19 protein-coding genes are annotated in these 17,658 nt (G+C 42.2%); 15 read left to right on the top strand and 4 right to left on the bottom strand.

The annotated features are described in order from the left end of the window. The first annotated feature begins 212 nt into the window (after positions 1 to 212). From trpS to gspF, 5 genes are all read left to right on the top strand, one after another. On the top strand, positions 213 to 1,289 hold the full coding sequence (gene trpS, locus H0W64_07750; GenBank protein ID MBA3661604.1) for a tryptophan--tRNA ligase: 1,077 nt from the start codon (positions 213 to 215) through the stop codon (positions 1,287 to 1,289). A gap of 400 nt (positions 1,290 to 1,689) precedes the next feature. Continuing rightward, positions 1,690 to 2,187, top strand: a complete 498-nt coding sequence (locus H0W64_07755; GenBank protein MBA3661605.1) for a hypothetical protein — start codon at positions 1,690 to 1,692, stop codon at positions 2,185 to 2,187. A 123-nt stretch (positions 2,188 to 2,310) separates the two neighbouring features. Further along, a complete protein-coding gene (gene gspD / locus H0W64_07760; GenBank protein MBA3661606.1) occupies positions 2,311 to 4,413 on the top strand; it encodes a type II secretion system secretin GspD in 2,103 nt (700 codons plus the stop codon). Positions 4,414 to 4,419: 6 nt separating this feature from the next. Further along, positions 4,420 to 5,889 (top strand): type II secretion system ATPase GspE, encoded by a 1,470-nt coding sequence (gspE, locus tag H0W64_07765; GenBank protein ID MBA3661607.1) that lies wholly within the window; start codon positions 4,420 to 4,422, stop codon positions 5,887 to 5,889. Positions 5,890 to 5,922: 33 nt separating this feature from the next. Then, on the top strand, positions 5,923 to 7,152 hold the full coding sequence (gene gspF, locus H0W64_07770) for a type II secretion system inner membrane protein GspF (GenBank protein MBA3661608.1): 1,230 nt from the start codon (positions 5,923 to 5,925) through the stop codon (positions 7,150 to 7,152). Between the two features lie 33 nt (positions 7,153 to 7,185). On the opposite strand, the gene H0W64_07775 is transcribed toward gspF, so the two are convergent. Beyond that, positions 7,186 to 7,962: a hypothetical protein gene (locus H0W64_07775; protein MBA3661609.1), complete on the bottom strand. Its 777-nt coding sequence runs from the start codon at positions 7,960 to 7,962 to the stop codon at positions 7,186 to 7,188. 44 nt (positions 7,963 to 8,006) lie between these two features. Beyond that, positions 8,007 to 8,375: a hypothetical protein gene (locus tag H0W64_07780; protein ID MBA3661610.1), complete on the bottom strand. Its 369-nt coding sequence runs from the start codon at positions 8,373 to 8,375 to the stop codon at positions 8,007 to 8,009. Positions 8,376 to 8,611: 236 nt separating this feature from the next. Between H0W64_07780 and gspG the strand changes: the two genes are divergently transcribed. Genes gspG through H0W64_07815 form a run of 7 tightly spaced genes read left to right on the top strand, consistent with a single transcriptional unit; the run spans position 8,612 to position 13,231 of the window. After that, on the top strand, positions 8,612 to 9,034 hold the full coding sequence (gspG, locus tag H0W64_07785; protein MBA3661611.1) for a type II secretion system major pseudopilin GspG: 423 nt from the start codon (positions 8,612 to 8,614) through the stop codon (positions 9,032 to 9,034). Beyond that, on the top strand, positions 9,021 to 9,545 hold the full coding sequence (gene gspH / locus H0W64_07790) for a type II secretion system minor pseudopilin GspH (GenBank protein MBA3661612.1): 525 nt from the start codon (positions 9,021 to 9,023) through the stop codon (positions 9,543 to 9,545). Before gspG ends, gspH begins: the two co-directional genes overlap by 14 nt. Further along, a complete protein-coding gene (gspI, locus tag H0W64_07795) occupies positions 9,523 to 9,930 on the top strand; it encodes a type II secretion system minor pseudopilin GspI (GenBank protein ID MBA3661613.1) in 408 nt (135 codons plus the stop codon). The genes gspH and gspI overlap by 23 nt, the downstream gene beginning before the upstream one ends. After that, a complete protein-coding gene (gene gspJ, locus H0W64_07800; GenBank protein MBA3661614.1) occupies positions 9,908 to 10,624 on the top strand; it encodes a type II secretion system minor pseudopilin GspJ in 717 nt (238 codons plus the stop codon). The genes gspI and gspJ overlap by 23 nt, the downstream gene beginning before the upstream one ends. Continuing rightward, on the top strand, positions 10,611 to 11,537 hold the full coding sequence (gspK, locus tag H0W64_07805; GenBank protein ID MBA3661615.1) for a type II secretion system minor pseudopilin GspK: 927 nt from the start codon (positions 10,611 to 10,613) through the stop codon (positions 11,535 to 11,537). The genes gspJ and gspK overlap by 14 nt, the downstream gene beginning before the upstream one ends. Beyond that, positions 11,537 to 12,724, top strand: coding sequence for a hypothetical protein (locus tag H0W64_07810; GenBank protein MBA3661616.1), 1,188 nt, complete (start codon positions 11,537 to 11,539; stop codon positions 12,722 to 12,724). Before gspK ends, H0W64_07810 begins: the two co-directional genes overlap by 1 nt. Positions 12,725 to 12,727: 3 nt before the next feature. Continuing rightward, positions 12,728 to 13,231 (top strand): type II secretion system protein M, encoded by a 504-nt coding sequence (locus H0W64_07815; GenBank protein ID MBA3661617.1) that lies wholly within the window; start codon positions 12,728 to 12,730, stop codon positions 13,229 to 13,231. Between the two features lie 4 nt (positions 13,232 to 13,235). Here H0W64_07815 and H0W64_07820 read toward each other — a convergent pair whose 3' ends face one another. Beyond that, positions 13,236 to 13,658 (bottom strand): hypothetical protein, encoded by a 423-nt coding sequence (locus tag H0W64_07820; protein MBA3661618.1) that lies wholly within the window; start codon positions 13,656 to 13,658, stop codon positions 13,236 to 13,238. After that, complete coding sequence (locus tag H0W64_07825; GenBank protein ID MBA3661619.1) at positions 13,655 to 14,149, bottom strand: hypothetical protein; 495 nt, start codon at positions 14,147 to 14,149, stop codon at positions 13,655 to 13,657. Before H0W64_07825 ends, H0W64_07820 begins: the two co-directional genes overlap by 4 nt. A gap of 122 nt (positions 14,150 to 14,271) precedes the next feature. On the opposite strand from H0W64_07825, the gene H0W64_07830 reads away from it, so the two are divergent. The 3 genes from H0W64_07830 (at position 14,272) to dsbD (ending at position 17,652) form a co-directional block, all read left to right on the top strand. Then, positions 14,272 to 14,733 (top strand): PH domain-containing protein, encoded by a 462-nt coding sequence (locus tag H0W64_07830; GenBank protein MBA3661620.1) that lies wholly within the window; start codon positions 14,272 to 14,274, stop codon positions 14,731 to 14,733. A gap of 73 nt (positions 14,734 to 14,806) precedes the next feature. Then, entirely contained in the window at positions 14,807 to 15,889 is a 1,083-nt protein-coding gene (locus H0W64_07835) for a uroporphyrinogen decarboxylase (protein ID MBA3661621.1), read from the top strand. Next, entirely contained in the window at positions 15,880 to 17,652 is a 1,773-nt protein-coding gene (dsbD, locus tag H0W64_07840) for a protein-disulfide reductase DsbD (protein MBA3661622.1), read from the top strand. The genes H0W64_07835 and dsbD overlap by 10 nt, the downstream gene beginning before the upstream one ends. The last annotated feature ends 6 nt before the right edge of the window (positions 17,653 to 17,658 follow it).

The following is a 17,658-nucleotide window of genomic DNA, read 5'->3' on the forward strand; positions in this document are numbered from 1 at the left end:
ACCTCGTGAATTTATATTTTTATTATTATTATTTTTATTTTTGAAGTCCCTAGCATGGATCAAAGCTCATTAAACTTTAATTAAATTAGCACACAATTCTTAATTTACTATTAACAGTCAATGGATTAAGACTAGTAAATTTAAATTTAAACGCTACACTAAGGTTCACAACTTTCATCGAACCCTTCCAATTAAAAAAAAAATTGATAACAATGACGAGCTTAGAAAAAATTAAACCACGACTCTTAACAGGTGATACACCCACGGGACGATTGCATTTGGGACATTGGGTTGGATCCGTTGAAAATCGTGTGGCTTTACAAGGCGATTTTGAGTGTTTTTTTATTATCGCAAACATTCATGCTTTCACGACCCGGCTCGAAAAGTCCGCTGAAATTCATCAAAGCGTGATGGATATCGCTATTGATTATCTCGCAGCCGGCATCGATCCGACGCGAAGCACCATATTCATTCAATCCGAAGTTCCCGCAATTTCGGAACTTACGTTTTTATTGAGTATGCTTGTCCCCTATCCCAGACTCATGCGTAATCCTACGATTAAAGATGAAATTCGTGATAAAGGATTGGGTGATAACTATTCTTTTGGTTTTTTACTTTATCCCATTGGTCAAATTGCCGATATTCTCGCTTTCCGTCCAGCTGTTGTTCCCGTTGGGGAAGATCAAGTTCCTCACGTCGAGTTAACGCGGGAAGTAGCGCGGAAATTTAATCAACTCTATTGCCACGTGGATCCCCATACAGCAGATCAGGATTACGTGAAGCAGGGTGGTATTTTCCCAATTGTTGAAACCAAATTAGGTCGTACGAAAAGACTCGTTGGTACGGGAGGACCTGATGCACAAGGTCATTTATTAAAAATGTCTAAATCTTTGAATAATACAATTATGTTGGGTGATACGCCTGATGAAATAAAAAAGAAAGTTATGAATATGTATACCGATCCAAAGCGATTAAAAGCAACGGATAAAGGGTCGGTCGAAAATAATCCGCTTTGGATTTTTCATGAAACCTTTAATACGGACCGCAGTTGGGTTGAAGACGCTAAATATCGTTATGCCCAAGGTGAGATTGGTGATGTGGAATGTAAGAAAAAGTTGATTGAAGTTTTAGTCGCCCTAATTGAACCGATGCAATTACGACGTAAGCAGTTTGAAGCTGACTTACATTACGTTAAAACAGTTTTGCAAGATGGCTGTGAAAAAGCCCGTGTTAGTGCTAACCAAACTTTAAATTTAGTTAAAGAAGCGATGCATCAGAGGTATTTTTAAATGAATCAATCCGACAAGAACGATGACGAATTAAGACCCTTCCGTTTTTTAAATGTAACGATTTTGCAGTGGATGGCCATTCTTGCCATTGTTGGTATTGTTGGCTATTGGCTATTAAGTCGTTATGCATAACCGCTGTTTTTTATAGCATGATCGGCTCTAAAAAAGCGGAGGACAGCGGCTTTGCACCGGCTCTTGCCGCCCGTTCGCAAGACTTGGGTGCTTAGCTGCCCCGTCATGAAGTTCCCTTGCTCTCTGCTAGGGGAGATCCTCTATACAAATACGTTGTAAATTGGGATAAGATACCGACTTTATGTAAGGGTTTACATAAACATTAACTGCCTTGTTCTCAACGGTGATGTTGTGCAAGGAGTTCACTACATGATAAGGAAAATTCTCAATGCGTAAAAATCTACTGATTGCAGCCCTCGCGGGATTAACGATTTTAAGTATGACCTCTTGTTCCAGATCAGAAGAGAAAACAGTGACCGTGGACGAAACCCCAGCATCGACAGTTGTCACGGTTCAGCAACCTGTTCCTGGCACTGATAGTACAGCTGTTACTCAAACGACAATTACGCCTGATACCCAACCTGTCGTTACTGTTCCTGATGCATCAACCTCCTCCTCATCAAGCACAACGACCACGACTGTCGGTGATCCAGAAGCACCTACGATGCAGTCGCAAAGCGAAACTGTGGTGACACCATCAGATACCACTTCTAGCATGCCATCGACCACGACGACCACAACAACTGTGACCCCAGGGAGTAGCGATACGTCTTCATCCACTACAGATAATACAACTTCAAGTACCGATACGACTTCGACCCTAACACCACCTGTTCCATCCGATGGATCGACTTCTTCAGCTTCACAAATGCCTGATACACAGTAATTCTTCGCAACGCCCTGGCTATTTTTAACCCAGGGCGACTTGCTTCTCTCCGCCTTTTTTCCTTATCATTACTATCGCTCTTTTCTGTGATAACCTTACGCGATGTTAAAAGGACTATCAGACTTGGTAAATCGTATGCAATTTTTTTTTCTTTTATCCAGGCTTAAGCGCCACTATCAGAGTGGCTTCTATGTTTTAATTTCTTTGCTCTCCATTTTAGGTTGGGTTTCAGTCGGTTTTGCAGAAACGCCGCTCATCGATACTCAGCCCGCTGAGCCCGCGCTGATAACCACAACGACCACAACGACCTCTCCTAATCGAATGGGTCCTCGTTTATGGAATTTACAAGACGCAGATATATTGAGTGTGATCAACGAAGTTTCTCAAGAAACCGGTAAAAATTTTGTAGTGGACCCACGCGTCAGTGGAAAAATCTCATTAATTTCCAGCAAGCCCATAAAAAGTCGTGAAGTTTATCAAGTTTTTCTTTCTGTGATTGGGATGCTGGGATACTCGGCAGTTCCAAGCGGCAGTGTAATCAAGATTGTTCCAAATATGGAAAGCGGGGAGCAAGCGACGCCTGTGGTCCAAAGTCGTTACCCAAGTCGCGGCGAAGAAGTCGTGGTACGTGTCATACCGCTTGAAAACACTTCCGCAACACAGCTGATTCCAATTTTACGACCGCTTTTACCGCAATGGAGTAACGTAGCAACTTATGCACCCGGTAATGTTTTAATCTTGCTGGGACGTGCGAATAATTTAGAACGTATCATGCAAATTATTCAGGATGTCGATCGTGCTTCAAATAGTTCCATCCAAATTGTTCCTTTAAAACGTGCTTCCGCAGTTCAAGTCGCAGCTGTGTTAAATAATTTACAAAATGCAGCGCGCGCAAGTGGTGATACACCTGGCGTTACGATTGCCGTGGATGAGCGAAGCAATAGTATTTTGCTCGGCGGTCCGCGCGCCATGCGTTTACGGATACGTATTCTCATCTCTCAACTCGATTCCAGTTCTAGCACCCCGTCTGGTAACACTGAAGTGATTTATCTCCGTTATTTGCAAGCAAAAAACCTAGCCCCGTTGTTGGGTAAAATAGCGCAAAACATTGCTGGGAAGGATAATGCTGCAAGCTATGATACAAGCTCTGCTATGACCCAAGCGGTTAATGGGAATGCAACGACCACCACCAGCGTCAAAGAAACAACAATTAATAGTAGTTTTATCCAAGCAGAACCGAGTACCAATGCCATCATCATTACGGCCCCGCCGGCTTTGATGCAGGCGATTAAAACGGTGATCGCTAAATTGGATATCCGTCCTGCAGAAGTTTTAGTGGAAGCCATTATTGCTGAAATTGAAGAAAGAAATTTGCGCAGTTTAGGCATTCAATGGGGGTCAGTTGGCCCCACGGGTAAAGTTATACCGCAAGGTGGAGAAGGTGAGTCCGTCACCAGCTTTCCAACTCTTGGTGCAGGCATCATTGGGATCAAACCGCATGCAAGTTTAAAAGTCGTTTTGAGCTTGTTGGAAAATTTAAATGGTGTTGATATCCTCTCCACGCCTTCAATTGTAGTTTTAGACAATCAACCCGCATCGATTGAAATTGGACAAGATGTTCCCTATCAAATCGGCTCATACACGACGCCCACGGGCGGTAATAATGCAACCGTGCAACCTTTCAATACCTTTCAATCTAAACCTGTAACTTTAAAGCTAGAAGTGAAACCACAAATTAATTTAAGTAACTCAGTACGGCTTGCCATTAAATTAAAAAATGATTCCCTCCAAAACCCTCAAAATCCTGGTACCAGTCCCATTATTAATACGAGTAAAATTTCCAATTCTGTTTTGGTCAACAGTGAAGATATTTTAGTATTAGGTGGGTTAACCAGTAATAATAATAATGAGAGTGTGAATAAAGTTCCCTTCTTTGGGGACTTACCGATTTTAGGTCGCTTCTTCCAACAGCGTACGCGCAATGTTGCGAAAAAAACGTTGATGGTATTTATTAAGACGATCATTATTCATAACAGTCAAGACGCAAACGTTATTACGCATGTGAAATATAATTCTGTGCGTGAAACACAAGCTAATTTCCGCGAAGATTTAATTCACATTGGTAAAGAGAGGGCACCCACTTTATTACCGCCCTGGAAAAATTCTGATGATTTACCCGTTCCCTTTGAGAAAAAACTCAATTGCAACACAATAAATTGTGATTAAGCAGCGATGACTAATCCATTACGATTCGCCTATGCTAAGCGTTTTGGCGTTATTGTCAGCGAAGAAACGTCGCAAACCGCTAAAGTTTTATATTGGCAAAAGCCAGCTTTAACCGTGCTGGCTGAGCTACGCCGCCGACTACAAAAGCCACTGATTTTTGAGCAAGTCAGTGAAGCACTTTTTAATGAACATTTAGTAAAAACTTACGAAACCGATTCAGCCACTGCCATGCAAATGGCAGAAGGTTTAGGGGATTCCTTAAATCTTGCTGATCTTATGCAAGAACTTCCGAAAGCTGAAGATTTATTAGAACGCCAAGATGATGCACCGATCATTCGCTTACTCAATGCTTTGCTTAGTGAAGCTATTAAAGAAGGCGCCTCCGATGTTCATGTTGAAACTTTTGAAGATCGAGTGACCATTCGATTTCGTGTTGACGGTATTTTGCGCTCCATTTTGGAGCCACCTCGCGTGCTTGCGCCACTCATTGTGTCCCGTATCAAAGTGATGGCAAAACTCGATATTGCTGAAAAACGCTTACCGCAAGATGGTCGGATTACATTACGGATTGGGGGTCGTGCCGTGGACGTGCGTGTATCGACGATGCCCACGAATCATGGTGAAAGAGCAGTCCTTCGTTTGCTCGATAAGCAAAGTTCGCATCTTGATCTTGCTGAGCTAGGGATGGATGCGACGACATTAAGTTTACTGCGTAAACTTATTTTCAAACCGCATGGCATTATTTTAGTAACCGGTCCGACGGGTTCAGGAAAAACGACAACCCTTTATGCCGGGTTGACTGTCTTAAACGATAAAGAAAGAAATATTTTGACCGTAGAAGATCCCATTGAATACGACTTAATTGGTGTCGGTCAAACCCAAGTAAGTTCAAAAATTAATATGACGTTTGCAAAAGGCTTACGAGCTATTTTACGTCAAGATCCTGATGTGGTGATGGTGGGTGAAATTCGTGATTTAGAAACCGCGCAAATTGCTATTCAAGCGAGTTTGACGGGCCATTTAGTGCTTTCGACGTTACACACCAACAGTGCGATTGGTGCGATTACACGTTTAGATGATATGGGCATTGAATCCTTTCTCATTGCTTCGAGTTTAGCAGGCGTTTTAGCCCAGCGATTGGTGCGCATTCTTTGTTCGCATTGCAAAAAAGGCTTGCCTGCAACGGCCGCTGAATGTGAACTACTTGGCGCTCCTGAAAATGAACCTCCCCTAATTTATCATCCTGTGGGTTGCCCTCAATGTCGACATTTGGGGTATGCAGGTCGAAGCGGGGTGTATGAATTGATTATCATTGATGAGACATTGCAGGGCATGATTCACTCACGCGTAGCTGAGCAAGAGATGCGTAAATATGCGCGCGGTAAATTCATGACACTGAGACAAGATGGTTACCGACGCGTACGATTAGGTCAAACCTCGCTCGAAGAAATTATCCGAGTCGTCAATTATGATTAATTTTTTCTACGCGCTCATTTTCTCGAGGTAACAATGCCTGCATTTCAATTCATTGCAATGGATGGTCAAGGTCATGAACAAAAGGGGGTTCTTGAAGCAGAATCCCCCAAACATGCCCGTCAACTCTTACGAGATAAGACGCTCCTACCCTTAAAGGTTTACGCAACCGTTCAGAAAAAAGATCCGCAGACGCGAGATAAACCAAGCTTGTTTGCACGGAAAGCATCCCTCAATAATAAAGCGCTTGCTTTATTTACCCGGCAATTTGCCACACTTCTTGCAGCCGGGTTACCCATGGAAGAAGCAATTGGTGCGTGTGCAGAACAAACAGAAAAAGCAAAAGTGAAAAGTTTACTTTTATCGGTACGCAGTAAAGTATTGGAAGGCCATGCATTGGCTGCAAGTTTGCGCGAACACTCGGAAAGCTTTTCACCACTCTATTGCGCAACCGTTGCCGCGGGTGAAAAATCAGGGCATTTGGATAAAGTCTTATTACGCTTAGCAGAATATACTGAGCAGCAATGGCAAATGCGCCAAAAATTAAAAACCGCCTTAATTTATCCAGTTATGATCGTATTTGTAGCTGTTGGTATTGTGGGTTTCCTGCTGGAATATGTGGTTCCAAAAATGGTTGGGGTTTATGTCAATATGCACCAAACCCTGCCGACTATGACTTCGGTGTTGATTGCAATCAGTGATTTTGTTGGTGCATATGGTTTTTATGTTTTGATTCTCATGGTTGCAAGCATTATCACATTCAAGCGCTTTCTAAAAAAAAGCGTACTCTTTCGAGAACGCTTTCATCGGGCCTTACTGCGATTGCCTTTATTTGGTCACGCCATTAAAACAGCAGACACATCGCGGTTTGCCCGGACGCTTGCGATTCTCTCTTCCTCTGGCGTCTCTGTGCTAGATGCGATGAATATAGCGGGGCAATTAATTCTATCCATTCCGATTCGCAAAGCTGTTGATGTTGCCGTGCAGCGTGTCCGTGAAGGCGGCGCCATTCACCTTGCCTTGAAGCAAACTACATATTTTTCGCCCATGAGTGTGCACATGATTGCAAGCGGCGAAGCTAGTGGTCAACTCGAACCCATGCTCGAACGGGTCGCTATTACCCAAGAAGATGAAGTTTCACGCTTGATTGAAGTGGGATTGGCTTTATTTGAGCCCGCAGTCATTTTAGTCATGGGCGGAATTGTATTATTTATCGTTCTCGCTGTGATGCTTCCCATCTTCCAACTTAATCAAATGGCCGGCTAAAAAGAAGCATAGCTTGAAAGGGGAGAGTGCGATCTACTCGATAATATCGATATTCATTCCACCAAACACTTGTTCAACCGTATCTTCTGCGGCATCGGCAAGGCTATAGCCTGTTTCGCCAAACCATCGACGGATGGCAACCAATTCTCGGCCCCGTAAAAATATATAAAAGCCAAGGAAGATGACGTCCGGATCAGGACTATCAGTGTACTGGAAGGCATATCGTTCAGCATAAGGAAGGCGTTTTTTTGCTTCCGTGTTGGTGTAGGAAGAGAGAATAGTAAATGCTTCTTCGGCAGAAGGCGCTTGTTCAACTTGTTCTTGAATCGTTTCAAATTCGTGAATGCGCTGCATGAGAATTTTCTCTAACTCTTCTTCTTTAAAAAGCTCAGCAAAACCATGCGGCAGACGTTCATCGGTGCCAAATACTTTGTTAATAAAATCAGCTTTATTTATTTTGGCAATGTCTGGCTCAATTAATTTATTAAAAAATGGAACGGCTAAACAAGCGCGTTTAAATGAAGGAAGATTAATGTATAGCCTATCATCGCGGATAGTGAGTGTGCCCAGGCGCAACGGATTTTCAGGGTTTTTTCGATAAGAGTCGAGTGATTCAAAATGAAGGTCTTCGCACTCCGCTCGCCAGAACCAATTCCAAGAATTGGCATTCAAGGTTTTATCCAGGCATTGGAGTTCAGAGAGTGTTTTAATCAGGTTGTCTTTTTGGTAGAGATCATAAGTCAGCCGGATGGGTTGATAAGCCTCCCCTGTTTCGACAGTAAGAAAAGGCTTTTGCAGCCGGTCAAACATAAGGGGGAACTCCTGCTAAAATGCAACGTCCGTCTATTTTAGCCTTATTTGGGTCGGTTTTGTAATATCCCTGATCGTTTGAATTCCTCTCGAGTTTGCTTTGTGAGCATATTCTGATCCAGCTTGCCATTTTTGACTAACTGATCTTGAACCAATGGGGCGAGATGCTCAGCTGCTTTCTTAAAAAGATTTTGACTGGCGGAAGTAGCAACAATTTTACCCGTGGGATCTTTAAAAGCACTTTCGACGGCACTAATGATAATGGCTTTATTTTTTCTAATCTGTGCTTCGACCTGATTTTGCAGGTTGGCATAAATTTTTTCAAATATTTCCTTTGAGGCCTCAGTCACCTCAGTTACTTTTAAAAAAACTTCTCTGGTCGCTTCTTCGGCGTCGCGTATTGTTTTTGACATGAAAAACCCCTCATTTAATCTTATTCTTTGATTCTTAGTATAGATGCTTCTTCTTGCTCTTGAATTAATGCAACCTTAAAACTCATAATCATCCTGAAATATTTAAATGTGATAAAATCCAACGCGTTAAACTATCCATACGATTTGTTTGCAAAATGCACAATTGGTAACAGGGTTTGCACACTCATTTTTAATAATTGGTCGGGAATACTAATATGAAAAACCAACTAAAATCAATGCATTATCAAGCCCAGCGGGGCTTCACCCTTATTGAGGTCATGGTCGCGATGGTTATCCTCGGGATTTTAGCGGCGACGGTTGTCCCTAAACTTATGAGCCGGCCAGAGCAAGCCCGAATGGTGAAGGTGAAACAAGATATTCTAACAGTAGAAAGCGCACTTGACCTCTACAAATTAGATAATGGCTTTTATCCCAGCACCGACCAAGGGTTACAAGCATTGCTGACTAAGCCTAGTGGCGCGCCGGTACCTCGCAACTGGAAGTCAGATGGGTATATCCAGGATGCACCCATTGATCCGTGGGGCGTCCCTTATCAATACATCAATGATGGCGAAAAAGTTCGTATTTTTAGTTTTGGACCTAAGGGTCGAGAAGGTAATAGTGAAATTGGTAATTGGAATATGAATGAAACGGCGTAAAACGCTTGGCTTCACCCTCATTGAAATCTTAATCGTATTAGTAATAGTGAGCATCGTTGCTGGCACGGCGGTGCTCGGTTTGCAAACGAATGTTAAGAAGCATCTAGAATCCTATGCGACTGAATTTGCGCAACAACTTTCCTTTGTACGCGAGCAAGCTATCTTATTGACGCAAGTATTGGGGGTGACATTCGAACAACAGCGTCTAATACATTTAACGTTAGAAGCGGAATTGAAAAAAAAGCCGAGCTGGAAGTTAGTCGATGCTCTTGTTTTCAAATCACAGCCTCTTCCCAAAGATATTGAAGTGCTTATTAAAACGCCGGCGTTCGGCGAGACCCCAGAAAAAAATGAAGATGACGACAAAGAAACATTGAAGCCAGCCCTCGTATTTTCGACCAATGGAGATATGACCCCCTTCACCATTTTTATTGGGAAACGTGGGCAAAAACCGCATGTGGCGATAGTGGGTAGTTCGGATGGTTATATTGAAAATAAAATACTTGAATAAAAAAAATAGCGGTTTAACACTGATTGAAGTTTTAATTGCGCTCGCCATTATAAGCATTGCCGTGACTGCAATCATTAAAGCAACCACTCAAAACATTCGCGTAACGACACATTTACAAAATAAAACCGTCGCTTTGTGGATTGCAAAATCTATGACAAATGAGATGCGTTTAAATGCTAAGCGTCTAATAGGATCGCAAAACAAATTATCCCGACCCATTTATTTTTTAGACCATACTTGGTTTGTTAATGCTGAAAAGCAAGAAACGCCTAATCCTCATATTGATAAAATCATGGTAGCAGTGTATCTGCATGATCCCGAAGTGGATGAAGAACAATTACCTCTTGCTCGGATTGAAAGTTATGTTTACCAATCGCAACTTTAATAAACTTACGCAACCTTTTCAGCAAGGCTTTACCTTACTTGAAATTTTGATTGCTATGTTTATTTTTACCATCCTCTCCATGTTATTAGCAGGAGCGCTACGTACTGTGATCAACGTGGAAGCAAGAACAAGCGCGCGCTCACAATTATTACGTACGATGCAAATGGGTTTTGTGATCTTAGCTCGCGATATTGAGCAAGCGGTGAATCGACCTATTGTAAATGAGCAGGGTCATGAAGAAGCAGCTTTTGTGGGCACGCCGACAAGCTTCACCTTTACTCATCTTGGCAATGCGAGTGGTTTGAGTGGAGTTTTAAGAAGTGATTTACAACGCGTGCGTTATCATTGGCAGGAAGGAGAATTATTGCGAAGCACGTGGATGACACTCGATCAGCCGCCAGGAATTAAACCTTTGATCCATCCTTTTATAAAAGGAATTACCGCTGCACAATTTCAATACTTGGATCAACGGAATCGTATGCATGATTATTGGCCGATCAATGAAGGGTCCGATGAAATTTTGCCGCGCGCCATTAGTCTTAACTTTACGATTGCACAATGGGGAAAAATGTCGCAACTTTATATTGTTGAAGCCCAACCGATCAAGAAAGACTTAACGCAAACTCAACCCCAAGACCAATCCTATCAACCAGACCAATCAATAGAAAAAGAGCCAAGCCGTGAGTCTTCATAAACAATCAGGCGTGGTCATTGTCGTTGCACTTTTTGTTGTCGCATTAATTGCGACCATGGCTTATTTTATGATGATGCATCTTTATCGGGATACCCGTCGTACCGCTTTAATTTTGCGCCAAGACCAAGCGTCTTTTTATGCACAAGGTTCCCTTAACTGGGCGAAAGATCAGTTACGCAATAACTGGGACGTGAGAAAGCCTGATCAACCGATTGATATACTTCCGATTAAATCCCCCATTATAAAAGTTGATGGGTTCCAAATAACAAGCAAGATTGAAGATATACAAGCACGTTTCAATATTAACAATTTGCAAAATGCAGAAGTGCATGTTGATTTTAAACGTTTACTGCAAACGGTTATTCCTGAATTGAATGAAGAGCAACTCCAGACCTTATTAACTTCTATTTTTGATTGGATTAGTGCACAACATCCAGATAGTCCTACGCAACAATACTATTTGCGTCTTCCCGAACCCTATCGTCCCGCGCATCGATTGATGGTCAGTCTAAGTGAATTGCAATTAGTGAAAGGGATGACCAAGCCGATGTATGAAAGATTAAAACCTTTTCTCATCGCTTTACCTGAATCCACCAAAATTAATGTGCGTACTGCATCACCCCAAGTTTTATTAACCTTGAGCCCGACATTGACTTTAGCCGGTGCTCAAATTATTGAACGAGTAAGAAAGCAAAATCCGCTAGCGACGTTAAATGATATTTTGACTGCCGAACCTTTGCGTAAATTTCAATTGCAAGCTGATAAAACAACGTTAGATAGTGAGTATTTTTTAGTTGAGACTGAAGTCCGCATCGAGAAGCAGCGTATCGTTCTTTATACTTTATTGAATCGTAAAGCCAACGAAAATAGTGTTGATACAATCGTCATTTGGCAAAGTAAGGGGATGTGGTAATGCCTAATAAACTTGTTATTTATATTCATTCTGGTGAGCCCACCCAGTTCAGTTTTGCAATCGTCAATGGCCAAAATCAATTACAGAATATCCATCATCATCATGATTTATTGCCCCAGGAATCTTTCGAAGAGATCATCGTTATCGTACCAACAGAAGATATTTTGTTGACGAGTGTGGCGCTACCAAAAATGAGTCGTAATCGTTATCAAAGTGCTTTGCCTTTTGCCCTTGAAGAACAAGTAATTGACGATGTTGAACACTTACATTTCACCGCATTTGATTATCAACCCGATGGTCAATTACCCGTTGCCATCGTCGCGCATGAAAAAATGGCAATCTGGTTGCAAGCTTTGGATGCACTCTCTCTTAAACCTACACAAATGTTACCCTCAGTTTTTGCTTTGCCGTATAACGAAGGCCAATTGCAAATTATTGTCGAATCAAACATTCTTGTCCGTACAGGTCGATGGGCTGGATTTGCAAGTGATAGAATAAATTTTTCCCAATTCCTCCATGCTTTGCCCGTTGGCTCTGCTCCACAAGAAATTGAAGTTCTCAATTTTTCAGATACATCACTTGCAGCTTCGCAAGATAGTTTATTTACTTATCATGAAAAATTTGCAGCCTCAGCAGATTTTTTTCCAACACTTGTCCAGCATGCATTGAATTCACCCGGTAATTTATTGCAAGGCCCTTATGCCATGAAAAAAACCACGCTGTGGCGGGGTGATAAATTATTAAAGATATCTCTTTGCTTGGGCGTTGCATTATTTAGCTTACTCTTCCTCTATCCAACCGTTTCTTACTTTATCTTAAAACCGAAACTTACCGCATTGAATGCAGGAATTAAGCGCATTTATCAAAAGCAATTTCCCAAAAGTACGGCGATCGTTGCACCAAAATTACGTCTTGAAGAAAAATTAAAAAAACTTGCAGGAGGTGGGGATAAAGGAGGATTGAATCAAATTCTTAGTCATTTGGGTCAAGCAATGCAAACTGAGTCCAATGTTAAATTGAAACGATTTGATTTTCAAAATGGTCAAGCGACGATTGAGCTCACAGCTGATTCATCAGAAGATTTCTCAACCTTTACCAGTGCGCTGACAAATCAGGGCATGCTAGTCAAACAACAAAGTGCCAATTTAGTCGGTACCAAAATTAATGCTACGATACAGGTTAGCTAAATCATGAAAGAACAATATATAAAATTTAAAATGTGGTGGGCGGAACTTGCTTTACGAGAAAAACAAGCGCTTATTGTGGGTTTCATTGCTTCGACCCTCTTCTTGATGTACCAATGGGCATGGTCACCGCTGATGACTTTGAAAGATGATTTGCACGAGCAAATCGTTGCAGCGAGCAAAACTTATTCGTGGATGCAAAAAGCCGACCTTCAAATTGACGAAGTTCAAACATCCGCGCAGAAACAAAATGCTGCCTTAACACCTGTAATGTTATTAGGATTGTTGCAACAACGAATTAATCAAGCGGGACTCGCGCCTTCCTTAAGTCAATTGAAGCAAGCGCATGATGATTCCTTGGAAATTCACTTTCAAAAAGTCGAATTCGATAAGCTCATGAGCTGGTTTCTCGTCTTTGCGAAAGAAGAGCCCATTCAAGTGACGCAAATGTCAGTGGTGGCTGCAAATGAGCCTGGCCTTGTTAATGTTGATATGATTGTTGGACTTTAGCCCATTACCGTCCATATCGCTTAATCGCTTTTTTTGAAGGCATGGCATTTTCCGGTTTTGCCATGAGGCGCTCCGCATTGATAGCGGGTACAAAGCCTTGTGCTGCCGAAAGGCTAATCCAAAAATAGCCCACATCTGTATCTTGCGCGACACCATAACCATAGTAATACATGTAACCGACTGCGTACTGCGCTTCTGCATTCGCTTCACAACCACAAGCTAAAGGTAGCAGCTCTCGCATGGCTTTTTTATAAAAGCCCTCTTCAAAGAAACGTTTACCTTGATTTAAGTAAGATTTAGTTTGAACAGTTACGCGTTGATTCTGATGGGATGGTTGGACATAAAGTGTTTTGTTCGGCGTAACACAGCCAAAAAGGCAAGTTGTTGCGATCATAGGGATGAATACATTCATCCATTTTTTTATCATGATACATCCTCATTACGTGATTTAAACACTAAGCTTTCTCTTGTTAATAACAGCTTTTCCAGCTGTCCATCATTCTGCAAGATAACGGTATCCGGAGTAATATCATAAATCTTACCGCCATAGGGAAGCGTGTCACCGATGCGGTAAATTTTTGTTGGCATGCCATTGAGAGCTATATAGGCTTTGGATGTTTCCGCCTCCTCCATATTTTTTACAATTCCGGTAAGTTGAAATTGCGAACGACTTAAGGGCACTTGGGTGACTGCCACTAAAGCTGTACCAAATAAGTGGGTGTTCGGTAAGCTTTCGAGAGGATCCATTTTATCGTGTCGGGGTGTGGTGACGGCAAGGGCGGGAAGGGGTTGCTTAGCCAACTGCCAATCGCGATACCATTCTAAGCCTGTATAAACTACCGCAAGGATAACAAAAGTTGCTAAAACGCAACAAAGTGCTATCAAAAGTTTGAATTGAGATGGTATGTTTAATAACACGCTTATTTACCTTATTGCTCGAATTGGCCTATTATATCCAAAGCTTTCATAGGGTCATAGTAATCAGTGCGAAGGCGAAGATTTACGGATTAATCATTTTTTCAAAGATGGCGCATAAACATATGACCTATTTAGATCGAAATTTAATTGCCGGCGAAGAAATTCTGTTTCGGACCAAAAAGCACCATATTATCTTTTTCCTCCCTTTTGTTTGGTTTTGTCTGTGTTTCTATTTCACTTATTTTATGTGGCAAAATCCAATTTTGGCTAAACTCATCTTTGTGCCCTGGACCATGGCGGCCCTTTTTTTTAGCTATGTTTTACTCGAATATTTTACTTCTGAATTTGCAGTCACCAATAAGCGCGTCATGATGCGAGAAGGCTTTTTTTATCGTCACACCACGGAGATGCGCTTGGCCACGATTTCGCAAGTCAATGTCGAGCAAAGCTTATTAGGTCAATTATTGAATTATGGCATTGTTGCAATTAATGCTTTTGGCGCGACGGATGCCTTTTCTCTCATAGCAAAACCCTTTGTTTTTCAAAAAACAGTCCACGAACAACTTGATCAATTGACTCGTTAGAGGGTCAGCGGATGACAAAATAACCGTATTCTCCTATAATCCGTTTCTTTCTTCCGCATAAAATAGGTTAATTATGGCTCAATCTCAGCATCGACTCTTAAGAGCCATTCGTCACGAAGTGATAGACCGGACCCCCGTCTGGCTGATGCGTCAAGCCGGACGTTATTTGCCCGAGTACCGGGCCTCTCGCGCCAAAGCTGGCAGTTTTATGGCGCTCTGCAAAAATCCAGAATTAGCTTGCGAAGTGACGTTGCAACCTTTAGCACGTTTTCCCTTAGATGCCGCCATTATTTTTTCCGATATTCTGACTATTCCTGATGCCATGGGATTGGGTCTTCACTTTGTCGAAGGGGAAGGTCCGCACTTTCAACACGCTATTCAATCCGCAGCAGCTATTTCTAAGCTGACCGTACCGGACCCCGAACAACTCCGCTATGTCTACGATGCTATTGCGCTAACGAAGCAAGCATTGGGGGATAAAACGCCCGTCATTGGTTTTTGTGGCGCACCCTGGACGTTAGCCGCATACATGATCGAAGGTAAATCCGTTCCCGGTTTTCCTGGAATTTTAACGATGATGCGGGAAGATCCTGCATTATTGAAACAATTATTAAGCGTGCTTGCTGATTCGGTCGTGATGCATTTGGGCGGGCAAATTGAAGCTGGTGCCGATGTGGTGATGGTGTTTGATACCTGGGGTGGATTGCTTAGTCAAGCTGAATATAGGGTTTACGGACTTCCCTTCGTCACCCACATTATACAAAGTTTAAAGGCGGCGTATGAAACGCCTATTATTTTATTTACGAAAGGCGGCAGTGCTTTCTTTCAAGAGTTGGCTCATAGTGGTTGTGATGTATTGGGACTTGATTGGACTCAATCGTTAGGCGAAGCTCGTGCATCCTCGCAAAATAAATTAGCATTGCAGGGTAACCTTAACCCCGCAACTTTACTAACTTCTCCACCGGTCATTCGGGAAGAAGTGGGCAAAGTGCTTAAAGATTATGGCGTAGGCTCAGGTCATATTTTTAATTTAGGACACGGCGTGACTCCCAACGTTCCACCTGAACATGTACAAACCTTAATTGAAGCTGTCATTGAGTTAAGTCCGCCTTATCACGCAACTGTTGGTGAAGAGAAATCGAATCGATGCGCTTAAAGAAAGTATTACACTTGCCAAAAAGTTTAGTGTTAGTTCTACTTGGTTGTTTAATAGCTCAATTGATGGTGGCTAATAGTTTTGCTGCTAAGGAAAAACCACTTTCAACAGACGATGCTTTTATTTTTTCAATGGAAAAAGGTGCAAAAGCAAATGAAGCACGCGCCATTTTCACCATAGCGCCTGGGTATTACCTCTACCAAGATCGACTTAAATTTATAAGTACCCCGGAGGCGATCAGTAAGGTAACTTATCCACCGGGTCAAATTAAGCAATCAGAACGCAAAAGTGAAGAAGTGTATGTTGATCAGGTAACCATTCCTCTCGTTTTTAATACAGACGTCCGTTCTTTTACATTAGATGTACTGTATCAAGGGTGTTCCAAAGAAGGATTTTGTTATCCGCCCTTACGAAAAACTGTGCAAATGAACCTTGCCCTACAAACCGATGCTAAACCCCTCAATAGTTTTGCACTAAGTGGGCTTATGACGAGTCAATATGGGATTAGCGAACTTCTGTACACTCAGCAATTACCGATCATCATTTTGATTTTTATTGTTTTAGGATTATTACTGTCACTGACGCCCTGTGTCTTACCTATGGTCCCTATTCTGACCAGCATTATTGTGGGGCAAAAAGCCGCGACGCCCAGCACTAAAAAAGCTTTTTGGTTATCCTTAACGTATGTTTTAGGCATGGCGATCACTTATGCTTTTGCGGGAATTGCGGCAGCACTTCTTGGCAATTCATTACAAGTTTGGTTGCAACAACCCTGGATTATTTTAACGGTTTCCACTTTGTTCCTTATCCTCGCCTTTTCCTTGTTTAGTCGCTATGACTTACGGTTGCCAAAAAAATTACAACAGGGATTACATCGCCTAAATAGCAAAACCGCGGGTGGGCATTATATTGGTGTTTTTATCATGGGCATGCTCTCAGCCCTTGTTGTATCGCCCTGTGTCACAGCCCCACTCGTCGGTGTTTTAATTTATATTGGTCAAACGGGAAATATCGTTTTAGGCGGCACTGCATTGTTTGCACTCGGTATCGGCATGGGAATTCCGCTATTGTTGATTGGAACTTCAGCGGGACGATGGTTGCCCCGATCGGGAAATTGGATGATCATTGTGAAGAAATTATTTGGGTTCATGATGCTAGGCATGGCTATTTGGATGCTTTCCCGTCTCTTGAGCCAGCCAGTTGTGATGTTGCTTTGGGGGTTATTATTTATCACCATTGCTTTATATTTTTCCTTCGTTTTAACCAAACCGGCAAAATGGCGAGTGATGATGCAAACAGGTAGCGGTCTTCTTGCTTTCACCGGTCTATTATTTGTCTTCGGGGGCATGGGGCTGTCACAATGGCTACCTTCAGGCGGAAATTTAGGGCAAGCTCAACCTGCGCCTTCCTTTCGGGTCGTACAGGACGTTGGTAAATTTAAACAACAATTAGCCGATGCCATCATTGCGAATAAACCCGTTATTTTAGACTTCTATGCGGATTGGTGTGAGTCTTGCATCACCATGGATAAAAAAGTTTTCAATTTACCGCACGTACAAGATAAGCTTTCTGCCTACACGTTGCTACGTGCTGATATCACTGAAATGAGCCGTGATCAAGAAGATTTACTCAAATTTTTTAATGTGTTCGCACCACCCACTATTTTATTTTTTGATCCAACCGGGCAAGAAATAAATTCCAAGCGGATTGTTGGCGAAGTGAGCGCCCATGAGTTTTTAACGCGATTAAAAAATAATAGTTAAATATAA

This window comes from Gammaproteobacteria bacterium, assembly GCA_013816845.1.
In the GTDB taxonomy this organism is placed as follows: Bacteria; Pseudomonadota; Gammaproteobacteria; order DSM-16500; family DSM-16500; genus Aquicella.

Excerpts from the sequence above, each read along its gene's own strand:
- H0W64_07830 (MBA3661620.1), top strand. The coding sequence starts at position 14,272 with ATGACCTATTTAGATCGAAATTTAATTGCCGGCGAAGAAATTCTGTTT.
- trpS (MBA3661604.1), top strand. The coding sequence starts at position 213 with ATGACGAGCTTAGAAAAAATTAAACCACGACTCTTAACAGGTGATACA.
- gspG (MBA3661611.1), top strand. The coding sequence starts at position 8,612 with ATGCATTATCAAGCCCAGCGGGGCTTCACCCTTATTGAGGTCATGGTC.
- H0W64_07780 (MBA3661610.1), bottom strand. The coding sequence starts at position 8,375 with ATGTCAAAAACAATACGCGACGCCGAAGAAGCGACCAGAGAAGTTTTT.
- H0W64_07775 (MBA3661609.1), bottom strand. The coding sequence starts at position 7,962 with ATGTTTGACCGGCTGCAAAAGCCTTTTCTTACTGTCGAAACAGGGGAG.
- H0W64_07835 (MBA3661621.1), top strand. The coding sequence starts at position 14,807 with ATGGCTCAATCTCAGCATCGACTCTTAAGAGCCATTCGTCACGAAGTG.
- gspE (MBA3661607.1), top strand. The coding sequence starts at position 4,420 with ATGACTAATCCATTACGATTCGCCTATGCTAAGCGTTTTGGCGTTATT.
- H0W64_07755 (MBA3661605.1), top strand. The coding sequence starts at position 1,690 with ATGCGTAAAAATCTACTGATTGCAGCCCTCGCGGGATTAACGATTTTA.
- gspJ (MBA3661614.1), top strand. The coding sequence starts at position 9,908 with ATGTTTACCAATCGCAACTTTAATAAACTTACGCAACCTTTTCAGCAA.
- H0W64_07820 (MBA3661618.1), bottom strand. The coding sequence starts at position 13,658 with ATGATAAAAAAATGGATGAATGTATTCATCCCTATGATCGCAACAACT.
- H0W64_07810 (MBA3661616.1), top strand. The coding sequence starts at position 11,537 with ATGCCTAATAAACTTGTTATTTATATTCATTCTGGTGAGCCCACCCAG.
- H0W64_07815 (MBA3661617.1), top strand. The coding sequence starts at position 12,728 with ATGAAAGAACAATATATAAAATTTAAAATGTGGTGGGCGGAACTTGCT.
- dsbD (MBA3661622.1), top strand. The coding sequence starts at position 15,880 with ATGCGCTTAAAGAAAGTATTACACTTGCCAAAAAGTTTAGTGTTAGTT.
- gspF (MBA3661608.1), top strand. The coding sequence starts at position 5,923 with ATGCCTGCATTTCAATTCATTGCAATGGATGGTCAAGGTCATGAACAA.
- gspH (MBA3661612.1), top strand. The coding sequence starts at position 9,021 with ATGAAACGGCGTAAAACGCTTGGCTTCACCCTCATTGAAATCTTAATC.